This is a genomic window from Pseudomonas sp. UFMG81 (genome assembly GCF_015354575.1).
GTDB lineage: Bacteria > Pseudomonadota > Gammaproteobacteria > Pseudomonadales > Pseudomonadaceae > Aquipseudomonas.
The window spans coordinates 75,896-88,063 of the sequence record NZ_JACAFQ010000019.1; the positions used below are offsets into that span (position 1 = coordinate 75,896).

General features: G+C 64.0%; 9 protein-coding genes. 6 read left to right on the plus strand and 3 right to left on the minus strand.

Annotation, left to right across the window (positions count from 1 at the left end; translation table 11 throughout):
- Positions 1-5 precede the first annotated feature (5 nt).
- Positions 6-881 (minus strand): MBL fold metallo-hydrolase, encoded by an 876-nt coding sequence (locus tag IX761_RS16200; RefSeq protein ID WP_194790579.1) that lies wholly within the window; start codon positions 879-881, stop codon positions 6-8.
- A gap of 103 nt (positions 882-984) precedes the next feature.
- Between IX761_RS16200 and IX761_RS16205 the strand changes: the two genes are divergently transcribed.
- Together IX761_RS16205 and IX761_RS16210 are read left to right on the plus strand one after the other, a co-directional pair.
- Positions 985-1,893 (plus strand): LysR family transcriptional regulator, encoded by a 909-nt coding sequence (locus IX761_RS16205; RefSeq protein ID WP_194790580.1) that lies wholly within the window; start codon positions 985-987, stop codon positions 1,891-1,893.
- 316 nt (positions 1,894-2,209) lie between these two features.
- Positions 2,210-2,383, plus strand: coding sequence for a hypothetical protein (locus IX761_RS16210; protein ID WP_194790581.1), 174 nt, complete (start codon positions 2,210-2,212; stop codon positions 2,381-2,383).
- A 19-nt stretch (positions 2,384-2,402) separates the two neighbouring features.
- Here IX761_RS16210 and IX761_RS16215 read toward each other — a convergent pair whose 3' ends face one another.
- Complete coding sequence (locus IX761_RS16215) at positions 2,403-3,272, minus strand: isocitrate lyase/PEP mutase family protein (protein WP_194790582.1); 870 nt, start codon at positions 3,270-3,272, stop codon at positions 2,403-2,405.
- A 474-nt stretch (positions 3,273-3,746) separates the two neighbouring features.
- Between IX761_RS16215 and IX761_RS16220 the strand changes: the two genes are divergently transcribed.
- Positions 3,747-5,198 (plus strand): MDR family MFS transporter, encoded by a 1,452-nt coding sequence (locus IX761_RS16220; protein WP_194790583.1) that lies wholly within the window; start codon positions 3,747-3,749, stop codon positions 5,196-5,198.
- Positions 5,199-5,344: 146 nt separating this feature from the next.
- Here the strand turns inward: IX761_RS16220 and ttgR are convergent, their stop codons facing one another.
- Positions 5,345-5,977, minus strand: a complete 633-nt coding sequence (ttgR, locus tag IX761_RS16225) for an efflux transport transcriptional regulator TtgR (protein WP_194790584.1) — start codon at positions 5,975-5,977, stop codon at positions 5,345-5,347.
- Between the two features lie 254 nt (positions 5,978-6,231).
- Between ttgR and ttgA the strand changes: the two genes are divergently transcribed.
- From ttgA to IX761_RS16240, 3 genes are read left to right on the plus strand one after another with little or no spacing between them, the layout of a single operon-like run.
- Positions 6,232-7,386, plus strand: coding sequence for a toluene efflux RND transporter periplasmic adaptor subunit TtgA (gene ttgA, locus IX761_RS16230; protein WP_194790585.1), 1,155 nt, complete (start codon positions 6,232-6,234; stop codon positions 7,384-7,386).
- A 3-nt stretch (positions 7,387-7,389) separates the two neighbouring features.
- Positions 7,390-10,539, plus strand: a complete 3,150-nt coding sequence (gene ttgB, locus IX761_RS16235; RefSeq protein WP_194790586.1) for a multidrug efflux RND transporter permease subunit TtgB — start codon at positions 7,390-7,392, stop codon at positions 10,537-10,539.
- On the plus strand, positions 10,536-11,981 hold the full coding sequence (locus tag IX761_RS16240) for an AdeC/AdeK/OprM family multidrug efflux complex outer membrane factor (RefSeq protein ID WP_194790587.1): 1,446 nt from the start codon (positions 10,536-10,538) through the stop codon (positions 11,979-11,981). The genes ttgB and IX761_RS16240 overlap by 4 nt, the downstream gene beginning before the upstream one ends.
- The last annotated feature ends 187 nt before the right edge of the window (positions 11,982-12,168 follow it).

The window sequence follows — 12,168 nt, forward strand, 5'->3', positions numbered from 1 at the left end:
AGGGATTACCACTTCATCTCGCCCTTGGCGACCTTGGCACTCAGTTCCAGAGAGCTTTCGTCACCCAGGTTGGGGTAGCGTTTTTTCATGGCCGCGATCAGCGCCTGGGCGTTGTCGGCCTTGGCGGTCTCGGCATCGAAGTCACGAATGTAGTTGGCGGTGAAACGCACCGCGTCCAGCGAGCGGCTGCTATCGCCCAGGTAGTGCCCAGGGATCACTGTGCGTGGCGCGAGCTTCTCGATGTCATTCAAGGTGCCCAGCCAGTCGGCATGGGATTGCGCGGTCTGGGTGTCGGCCATCCACACGTGGATGTGCTCGGCAACCACCACACCACCCACCACGGCCTTGATCGACGGGATCCAGACGAAACTGCGGTCCGGCTGCGGGCCATCCAGGCCAACCACCTCCAGGGCCTGGCCTTCCAGCTCCAGGCGATTACCCTCGAGCACCTGTGGCACCACCAGTTTCGCCGGTTTGTCCGCGCCCATCTGCGGACCCCAGTAGGCCAGCTTGGCGTCCATGGTCTTGCGAATATGCGCTACGGTGGCGGCCGAGGCCAGCACGCGGGCCTTGGGGAACGCCTGGGTGAGCGTGTCCAGGCCAAAGTAGTAGTCGGGGTCGCCATGGCTGACGTAGATGGTGGTCAGCTGCTTGTCGATACTGCGCAGGCGCTGGACCAGCTGCTCGGCCTGGGCCTTGCCGAACTGGGCATCGACCAGGATGGCATCGTGCTCGCCGCAGACGATCACCGAGCTGACCGGGAAGATGGCGTCATGGCCGGGGTTGTACACCTCGAGTTTGAGTGGTTCGGCGGCCATGGCCGGGCCGGCCAGGGTGATGCAGGCCAGTACCAGGCTGCGCAGCGGCGTGAAGATCGACATCGGGAAATCCTGTGTGCGGGACGATGGAGGCAAGCTTAGTTGCCCGATTCAATACAAAAAATGCGATGCTGCGACATAGTTCATTTCTGAAATCGGGCAAATCATGGACCGACTGAACGCCATGCGCGTGTTCGTCACCGTTGTCGACCTGGGCAGCCAATCGGCGGCAGCGGATCATCTGGAGCTTTCCAGGCCAGTGGTGTCGCGCTACCTGGCGGAGCTGGAGGAGTGGGTCGGCGCGCGGCTGATGCAGCGCACCACGCGCAAGCTCAGCCTGACCGCCGCCGGCCAGGAGACCTTGCCGCGCTGCCGGCAACTATTGGAACTGGCCGGTGACCTGCAGCACGCCGTGCGCCAGCCAGATGACGCCCCTCGCGGCGAGCTGCGCATCAGCGTCAGCACCTCGTTCGGCCAGGCCCAGCTGGTGGATGCCGTGGCGGCCTACGTCAAGCGCTACCCCGGGGTGAAGGTGGAGCTGCAGATGCTCGACCGCACCGTCAACCTGGTGGACGAGCGCATCGACCTGGCCATCCGTACCAGCAACGATGTCGACCCCAACCTGATCGCCCGACGCCTTAGCGTGTGCCGCTCGGTGGTCTGCGCCAGCCCCGCCTACCTGCGCGAGCACGGTACCCCACAACGGGTGGAGGACCTGAGCCGGCACAACTGCCTGACCCACGCCTATTTCGGCCATAGCCTCTGGCATTTCGAAGTGGACGGGCAGAGTGTCGCGGTGCCGGTGCAGGGCAATATCAGCGCCAACGAGGCCATGACCCTGCAAAAGGCCGCGCTGGCCAGCGCGGGTATCGCCATGCTGCCCACCTACCAGGCCGCTGCCGCGTTACGCAGTGGCGAGCTGGTGCGCCTGCTGCCCGATGCGAAGCCACGGCAGCTCAACCTGAATGCGGTGTATACCTCGCGCAAGCACATGCCGGCGACCTTGCGCAGCATGCTGGACTTTCTGGCGCAGCGGTTCGGGGATGAACCTGAATGGGATCGGGATGGCGCCTGACAGAACATGGCGCGGATTCTGACGCCCATCGCCGGCAAGCCGGCTCCCGCCCTGAAGTTTGCACGTTTCCTGTAGGAGCGGCCTTGTGCCGCGAAAGGGCCGCAAAGCGGCCCCGGCAGTCTGTGATGTGCTTGAAATCCTGAGGCCACTGCGCGGCCCTTTCCGGCCGGTCCGGCGCCCCGGTAAGGCCGCTCCTACAGGGGGCGCATGCTAGCCGCCAGGTGGGCCGACTTGCCGGCGATGGGGCACACACAAATCCTGGGCCCGGCCTATGCTTATCGGTAACACCCTGTTGCAGTAACAGGAGGTAAGCACCATGACTATCAAATCCAGGCGTTGCGCCCTGATTCTCGCCTTGGTCGCCGTGGCCGGGGTCTACGGTTCGGCCTGCTGGCGGGTCGAGTTGCTACGCAATCAGCCCAGCGCCGCCAGCAACTGCCCGCAGGAACAGTGCGTGCCACACACTGCATCCTTGAGCGCCGTCCGCTAGAGCGACGGCGCCTCGCCGGTCACTCCTCGACGCTCATGTACTCCTTGGCCCAACGGATGTAGTCCTCGGGCTGGGTATACGTATGCGAAAGTTCGGTGGCGTTGAGGCTGTCCGACTTGTGCTGCAGGCCACGCTGCAAGCGCAGGCAGTCGTATGTAGCCTTGATTGCGGCAAAGTAAGCGGCGTGGCCATCGACCACGATACGCACGCCCAAACGCGCCAGGCGCTCGTCGTCACGCAGGTTAGGGTTGGCGTAGGTGACCAGCATCAGCGGCACGGTCAGGTGCTCGGCGATCTGCTCCAACTGCTCGAAATCCTTAACCCCCACCATGCAGATGCCATCGGCCCCGGCCTTCTGGTAGCTCTGGGTGCGCACGATGATTTCTTCGGTGCTCAGCACCCCGGCGTTGGTCCGGGCGATGATCGCCATCGCCGAATCGACGCGTGCCTCCAGCGCAGCGCGGATCTTGCCGACCCCCTCCTCGACCGAAATCAGGTCGGTGGACTTGCGACCGAACTGGGCCGGCAACAGAGTGTCCTCGATGGTCAGCGCGGCAACGCCAGCGCGCTCCAGTTCGATCACCGTGCGCATCACGTTGAGCGCATTGCCATAGCCATGGTCGGCGTCGGCGAGTACCGGCAGCTGGGCGACACGGCCGATACGGGTGGCCTGCTCGACGAATTCGCTGAGGGTGATCAGGGCGAAGTCCGGCGCGGCCAGGACCTGCAACGAGGCGACCGAGCCGCCGAGGATGCCGACTTCGAAGCCAAGGTCAGCGGCGATGCGCGCGGACATGGGGTCGAACACCGACGCGGTGTGATAGCACGAACCTGAAGCGAGCAGTTCGCGGAAGGCAAAACGCAGATCGTGGTGGGAAGCCTTGGGCATGATCACTCCGCTTGTAATAAGAAATGTTGAACGGCTGACAACCGACCCCTGTATCGGGTCTACCTGACTGATCCAACCGTCGCCATCGGGGCGGTCATGCTCGACATGCAGGCAGAGGAATAGAAGGTGTGGACATACAGCAACGCGAAACCCTGTGGCAAAACGTTGCACCATGCTGGTGCAAGCCCCGGATTTCAGCCTCTGCAGCCTTTGCACGATATCACGCGGCCATGCACCACTGGATGAATGCGCCAATGCCGATCGTGCATAGGGGATGCACAGAGTACATAGGAAGCTACTCAACTCGGGTTACAATCTTCCCTTCCTCGGCTTACATCTTCTAAAGAGGGACGCGGGCTTTGTGGGAGCGGGCTTGCCCCGCGATGGCGACTGTCTTGCCCGACGCTATCGCGGGGCAAGCCCGCTCCCACAAACCCACGCTCACGTCACCGACAATGACAACAAGGTACCCCCGTGACCGCCGCCCTGCCCCCCACCGTTCTGCGCAATGTGCTGACCGCCCTGATGCTGGCGATCTTCCTCGGTGCCCTCGACCAGACCATCGTCGCCGTGTCGATGCCGGCCATCTCCGCCCAGTTCAACGATGTCACGCTCCTGGCCTGGGTCATCTCCGGCTACATGGTGGCGATGACCATCGCCGTGCCGATCTACGGCAAGCTCGGCGACCTGTACGGCCGGCGACGGATGATCCTCACCGGCACCGCGCTGTTCACCCTGGCCTCGGTGGCCTGCGGCCTGGCCCAGGACATGCCGCAGCTGGTGCTGGCGCGAGTCGTCCAGGGCATCGGTGCCGGGGGCATGGTGTCGGTGAGCCAGGCGATCATCGGTGACTTCGTGCCACCGCGTGAACGTGGCCGCTACCAGGGTTATTTCAGCAGCATGTACGCCCTGGCCAGCGTCGCCGGGCCGGTGCTGGGTGGTTGGCTGACCGAATACCTGTCATGGCGCTGGGTATTCTGGATCAACCTGCCGCTGGGGCTGGTCGCCCTGTGGGTGATCCACCGCGCCCTCGATGGGCTGTCGGTGAAACGCCGCGAAGCGCAGGTCGACTACCTCGGCGCCGTGCTGATGATCATCGGGTTGGGCAGCCTGCTGTTGGGTATCACCCTGGTCGGCCAGGGGCACGCCTGGCTGTCGACACCCGTATTGGTGCTGATGGGTTGCGCACTGCTCGGGCTGCTGGTGTTCGTCGCCCACGAGCGGCGCTGCCGCGAGCCTCTGCTGCCGATGAGCCTGTTCGGCAACCGGGTCGCAGTGCTGTGCTGGTGCGTGATCTTCTTCGCCAGTTTCCAGTCGATTTCCCTGACCATGCTCATGCCCCTGCGCTATCAAGGCATCACCGGCGCTGGCGCCGACAGTGCCGCTTTGCACCTGCTGCCACTGGCCATGGGGCTGCCCATCGGCGCCTTCACTGGCGGGCGCATGACCAGCCGCACCGGCCGCTTCAAGCCGCAGATCCTGTTCGGTGCGCTGCTGATGCCGCTGACCATCGCCGCCATGGCCCTGACTCCACCGCAGTCGGGGCTACTGAGTGCGCTGTTCATGCTGTTGACCGGGATCGCCTGCGGGTTGCAGTTCCCCACGTCGCTGGTGGGCACGCAGAGTGCGGTGGCATCGCAGGATATCGGTGTCGCCACCAGCACCACCAACCTGTTCCGTTCGCTGGGTGGGGCGATGGGCGTGGCGTGCATGTCCAGCCTGCTGCTGGCGCTGCTGCACCAGGGTGGGTTCGAGATGCTGGGGAACCCGTTGCTCGGCAGCCTCAAGGCGGGTGAGGCGGATCCGCTGACCCAGGCGCGGTTGCTGGAAACATTCAGGTATCTGTTGCTGGCCAGCGCCGGAGCATCGCTGCTGGGGCTGCTGGCGGCCTTGGCGTTGCCAGACAAACAATTGCGCGGTCGTTAAGGCGACGCCATCCCCGTAGGAGTCAGCCTTGCTGGCGAACCGATTGCGAGCAAAAGCTTCGCCAGCAAGGCTGGCTCCTACGAGACTCGGCGTAATATCCTCTTAATCTTCAGGGGAAACACTTCCTCACAATCCTTCACAAAGTGTCATTTGCGCAGGCCTGGGCTCAGGCGCAGCATATCCAACCCTGTGTCGACCCATTTTTCGACATCACCCAACAGATCGAAACTGTCCGGCAGCAGCAACCAACGCCCGATCAAACCGTCGACGTAGGCGAACATCGCCACGGCGGCACGTTCGCAATCGAGATCCATCGGCAACTGCCCACGCCGCACGGCATTGGCCAGGGTCAGGGCGATGCCCTCATGACAATCCAGCACCGCGCCCTGGCGCTGCTGGCGAATCTCACACATGTCGTCGGTGAACTCGCACTTGTGATGCAGGATTTCATTGATACGCCGCGTCCGCGCATCGAGCACCAGCTCGTTGAACACTTGCAGCAGCAGCTTGCGCATGCAACCCAGCGGGTCGAGCTCATCCTCGCTTTCACTGGCCCGGGCCAGGTGGTCGTGGGTTTCGTGCAGGCTGTCGAGCAACGCCTGCACCAGTTCGGCCTTGTTACTGAAATGCCAGTAGATCGCCCCACGAGTGACTCCCGCGAGTTCGGCGATATCAGCCAGGGTGGTACGCGCAACCCCGCGCTTGTAGAAGGCCTTTTCCGCCGCCTCGATGATCTGGGCACGGGTTTCCTGGGCTTCTTCTTTGGTTCGACGGACCATGGCAGCACAACCTCATCAGGCCCCGCGCGCTCGCATGGCGAGCGGGAATCAGCTCGGGACGGCCTCTTTCAGGGCCGCTCCCGGGTGTATGTGAACAAACCGCAGCGCTGAACACCCTGCACCTGCGGTATTTACAAACAAGCATGAATGTAAGTATATTCGGTAGCAAGCTATTTATCTATCGGATAGCGTTTTTCCGACAAGACACTTCCATTATTCTTGAGCTCCCTTGCTCCAGCGACCCGAGGATCCTCATGCAATTCAAGCCAGCCGTAACCGCCCTGGTTTCCGCCGTGGCCCTGGCAACCCTGCTCAGTGGCTGTAAGAAAGAAGAAGCCGCATCCGCGCCGCAGGCTCCTCTGGTCGGCGTCGTCACCGTGCAACCGCAAAGCTTCACCCTGACCTCGGAACTGCCGGGGCGTACCAGTGCCTACCGCGTCGCCGAAGTGCGCCCGCAGGTCAATGGCATCATCCTCAAGCGCCTGTTCAAGGAAGGCAGCGACGTGAAGGAAGGGCAGCAGCTCTACCAGATCGACCCCGCCGTGTACGAAGCCAACCTGGCCAATGCCCAGGCCAACCTGCAGGCTACCCGCTCGCTGGCCGAGCGCTACAAGCAACTGATCGACGAGCAGGCTGTCTCCAAGCAGGAATACGACGACGCCAATGCCAAACGATTGCAGGCCGAGGCGGCACTCAAGAGCGCCCAGATCGACCTGCGCTACACCAAGGTGCTGGCACCGATCAGCGGTCGCATCGGCCGCTCCTCTGTCACCGAAGGCGCGCTGGTGAACAATGGCCAGGCCAACGCCATGGCCACCCTCCAGCAGCTCGACCCGATCTACGTCGACGTCACCCAGTCCACCGCCGAGCTGCTCAAGCTGCGCCGCGACCTTGAGAGCGGCCAGTTGCAGAAGGCCGGCGACAACGCCGCCCAAGTGCAGCTGGTGCTCGAGGACGGCAGCCTGTTCAAGCAGCAGGGCCGCCTGGAGTTCTCCGAAGTCGCCGTCGACGAAACCACTGGTTCCGTCACCCTGCGCGCGATCTTCCCCAACCCCGACCACACCCTGCTGCCCGGCATGTTCGTGCATGCGCGCCTGAAGGCCGGAGTCAACGCCAACGCCATCCTGGCCCCGCAACAGGGCGTGACCCGCGACCTCAAGGGCGCGCCGACCGCGCTGGTGGTCAACCAGGAGAACAAGGTCGAACTGCGCCAGCTCAAGGCCAGCCGCACCCTGGGCAGCGACTGGCTGATCGAGGACGGCCTGAACCCAGGTGACCGCCTGATCACCGAAGGCCTGCAGTACGTGCGCCCAGGCGTCGAGGTCAAGGTCAGCGATGCCACCAACGTCAAGAAGCCAGGTGGCCCTGATCAGGCCAACGCGGCCAAAGCAGACGCCAAAGCGGAGTAAACCATGTCGAAGTTCTTTATCGATCGCCCGATCTTCGCCTGGGTGATCGCCCTGGTGATCATGCTGGTCGGCGCCCTGTCGATCCTGAAGCTGCCGATCAACCAGTACCCCAGCATCGCCCCACCAGCCATCGCCATCTCCGTCACTTATCCTGGCGCCTCGGCGCAGACGGTGCAGGACACCGTGGTGCAGGTGATCGAGCAACAGCTCAACGGTATCGACAACCTGCGTTATGTATCGTCGGAAAGTAACTCCGACGGCAGCATGACCATCACCGCCACCTTCGAGCAGGGCACCAACTCCGACACCGCCCAGGTCCAGGTGCAGAACAAGCTGAACCTGGCCACGCCGCTGCTGCCGCAAGAGGTGCAGCAGCAGGGTATCCGCGTCACCAAGGCCGTGAAGAACTTCCTGCTGGTGATCGGCCTGGTGTCCGAAGACGGCAGCATGAGCAAGGACGACCTGGCCAACTACATCGTCTCCAACATGCAGGACCCGATCTCGCGGACCGCCGGTGTGGGTGACTTCCAGGTGTTCGGTGCGCAGTACGCCATGCGTGTCTGGCTCGATCCGGCCAAGCTCAACAAGTTCCAGTTGACCCCGGTCGACGTGCGCACCGCAGTGGCGGCGCAGAACGTGCAGGTATCCTCCGGCCAGCTCGGCGGCCTGCCTGCCCTGCCCGGCACCCAGCTCAACGCCACCATCATCGGCAAGACCCGCCTGCAGACTGCCGAGCAGTTCGAGAAGATCCTGCTCAAGGTCAACAGCGACGGCTCCCAGGTACGCCTGGGCGATGTCGCCAAGGTCGCCCTGGGTGGCGAGAACTACGCCATCAGCGCCCAGTTCAACGGCAAGCCGGCCTCCGGCCTTGCGGTGAAGCTGGCCACCGGCGCCAACGCCCTGGACACCGCCAAGGCACTGCGCAAGACCATCGGCGACCTGGAACCCTTCTTCCCACCAGGGGTGAAGGCCGTGTTCCCGTATGACACCACGCCCGTGGTCACCGAATCGATCAGCGGTGTGATCCACACCCTGATCGAGGCCGTGGTGCTGGTGTTCCTGGTGATGTACCTGTTCCTGCAGAACTTCCGCGCCACCATCATCACCACCATGACCGTGCCGGTGGTGTTGCTCGGTACTTTCGGCATCCTGGCCGCCGCCGGCTTCAGCATCAACACCCTGACCATGTTCGCAATGGTCCTGGCCATCGGCTTGCTGGTGGACGACGCCATCGTCGTGGTGGAAAACGTCGAGCGGGTCATGTCCGAGGAGGGGCTGCCGCCCAAGGAGGCGACCAAGCGCTCCATGGAGCAGATCCAGGGCGCGTTGGTGGGTATCGCCCTGGTGCTGTCGGCGGTACTGCTGCCAATGGCCTTCTTCGGCGGCTCCACCGGTGTGATCTACCGCCAGTTCTCGATCACCATCGTCTCGGCCATGGGCCTGTCGGTGCTGGTCGCACTGATCTTCACCCCGGCCCTGTGCGCCACCATGCTCAAACCCTTGAAGAAGGGCGAGCACCACGTGGCCAAGCGCGGCTTCTTCGGCTGGTTCAACCGCAGCTTCGACAAGAGCGTCGTGGGCTACGAGCGCAGCGTGGGCACCATCCTGCGCAACAAGATCCCGTTCCTGCTGGCCTACGCCCTGATCGTGGTCGGCATGATCTGGCTGTTCGCCCGCATCCCCACCGCGTTCCTGCCCGAAGAAGACCAGGGCGTACTGTTCGCCCAGGTGCAGACCCCGGCCGGTTCCAGTGCCGAGCGTACGCAAGTGGTGGTCGACCAGATGCGTGAGTACCTGCTCAAGGAAGAAGGCGACACCGTCGCGTCGGTATTCACCGTCAACGGCTTCAACTTCGCTGGCCGCGGCCAGAGTTCGGGCATGGCGTTCATCATGCTCAAGCCATGGGACGAGCGCTCGAAGGAGAACAGCGTGTTCGCCCTCGCCCAGCGCGCGCAGATGCACTTCTTCAGCTTCCGCGACGCAATGGTGTTCGCCTTCGCCCCGCCTGCGGTGCTCGAACTGGGTAACGCCACCGGCTTCGACGTGTTCCTCCAGGACCGCGCCGGCGTCGGTCACCAGAAGCTGATGGAAGCACGCAACCAGTTCCTGGCCAAGGCCGCGCAGAGCAAGATCCTTGCCGCTGTGCGCCCGAACGGCCTGAACGATGAGCCGCAGTACCAGCTGACGGTTGACGATGAGCGTGCCAGTGCCCTGGGCGTGACCATCGCCGACATCAACGCCACCCTGTCGATTGCCCTGGGCGGTAGCTACGTCAACGACTTCATCGACCGTGGCCGGGTCAAGAAGGTCTACATCCAGGGTGAACCCGGCGCACGCATGAGCCCGGAAGACCTGCAGAAGTGGTACGTGCGCAACAGCAAGGGCGAGATGGTGCCGTTCTCCTCCTTCGCCAAGGGCGAATGGAGCTACGGCTCGCCGAAGCTGTCGCGCTACAACGGCGTCGAGGCGGTCGAGATCCTCGGTACCCCGGCACCGGGCTACAGCACCGGTGAAGCCATGGCCGAGGTCGAGCGCATCGTCGGTGAGCTTCCGAGTGGCATCGGCTACTCCTGGACCGGCATGTCCTACGAGGAAAAACTCTCCGGCTCGCAGATGCCGGCGCTGTTCGCCCTCTCGGTACTGTTCGTGTTCCTCTGCCTGGCAGCGTTGTACGAAAGCTGGTCGATCCCGATCGCCGTGGTGCTGGTGGTACCGCTGGGCATCATCGGTGCGCTGGTCGCCACCAGCCTGCGCGGGCTTTCGAACGACGTGTACTTCCTGGTCGGCCTGCTGACCACCATCGGGCTTGCGGCGAAGAACGCGATCCTGATCGTCGAGTTCGCCAAGGAACTGCACGAACAGGGCCGCAGCCTGTACGACGCGGCCATCGAGGCCTGCCGCATGCGTCTGCGCCCGATCATCATGACGTCCCTGGCGTTCATCCTCGGCGTGGTACCGTTGACCATTGCCAGCGGCGCTGGCGCCGGCAGCCAGCACGCCATCGGCACCGGGGTGATCGGCGGCATGATCAGTGCGACCGTACTGGCCATCTTCTGGGTACCGCTATTCTTCGTCGCAGTGTCGTCGTTGTTCGGCAGCAAGGAACAAAAGGACGCCACCCCTGAAACCCCACGTTATGAGGCTGGGCAATGACCAAGTCTTTGTTGTCCCTGGCGGTCACCGCCTTCATCCTCGGCGGCTGCTCGCTGATCCCCGACTACCAGGCGCCAGAAGCGCCGGTGGCCGCGCAGTGGCCGCAAGGCCCTGCGTATTCGCCGACCGAGTCGGCCAATGTCGCCGCGGCAGAACAAGGCTGGCGCCAGTTCTTCCACGACCCGGCGTTGCAACAACTGATCCAGAGCTCGCTGGAAAACAACCGCGACCTGCGCGTGGCGGCGTTGAACATCGACGCCTACCGCGCCCAGTACCGCATTGCCCGCGCCGACCTGTACCCGGCGGTTTCGGCAAACGGCAGCGGCAGCCGCCAGCGGGTGCCGGCAAACATGTCGCAGACCGGTGAGGCGGACATCACCAGCCAGTACTCGGCAACCGTCGGTGTCAGCGCCTACGAGCTCGACCTGTTCGGCCGCGTGCGTAGCCTCAGCGAGCAGGCCCTGGAAACCTACCTGTCCAGCGAGCAGGCGCGCCGCTCCACGCAGATCGCCCTGGTGGCCAGCGTGGCCAACGCCTACTACACCTGGCAGGCCGACCAGGCGCTGTTCAAGCTGACCGAAGAAACGCTGAAAACCTACGAAGAAAGCTACAACCTGACCCGCCGCAGCAACGAAGTCGGCGTGGCCTCGGCACTCGACGTCAGCCAGGCGCGCACCGCCGTGGAAGGCGCGCGGGTCAAGTACTCGCAGTACCAGCGCCTGGTCGCCCAGGACCTCAACAGCCTGACCGTGCTGGTGGGCACCGGCGTGCCGGCCAGCCTGCCCAAGCCGCTGGCGCTCGACGCCGACCAGCTGGCCGAAGTGCCGGCCGGCCTGCCGTCCGACCTGCTGCAACGGCGCCCGGACATCCAGGAAGCCGAGCACCTGCTCAAGGCCGCCAACGCCAACATCGGCGCCGCCCGCGCAGCGTTCTTCCCGAGCGTCAGCCTGACCGCCAACGCCGGCACCCTGAGCTCGGACATGGGCGGCCTGTTCAAGGGTGGGTCGGGCACCTGGCTGTTCCAGCCGCAGATCAACCTGCCGATCTTCAACGCCGGCAGCCTGAAGGCGAGCCTGGACTACTCGAAGATCCAGAAGGACATCAACGTCGCCAAGTACGAAAAGACCATCCAGACCGCCTTCCAGGAAGTCGCCGATGGCCTGGCCGCACGCAAGACGTTCGAAGAGCAGTTGCAGGCGCAACGTGACCTGGTGGCCGCCAACCAGGACTACTACCGCCTGGCCGAGCGCCGCTATCGCATCGGCATTGACAGCAACCTGACCTTCCTCGATGCCCAGCGCAACCTGTTCAGCGCGCAGCAGTCGCTGATCGGCGATCGCCTGTCGCAGCTGGTCAGCGAGGTCAACCTGTACAAGGCCCTCGGCGGGGGCTGGTACGAGCAGACCCAGCAGCAGGCCTCGATCGAAGCGCCGAAAGGCTGATCGCAAGAGCAACAGCATCAAGCCCACCCTCGCGGTGGGCTTTTTGTTGCCGGTACCGGCCCTATCGCGGGGCAAGCCCGCTCCCACAAGGTGATGGCAAACCTTGTGGGAGCGGGCTTGCCCCGCGATAAGGCACCCCGAACATTACGTTCGATAATCGCCCCATTCCGCTTGCGACGAATTGCCT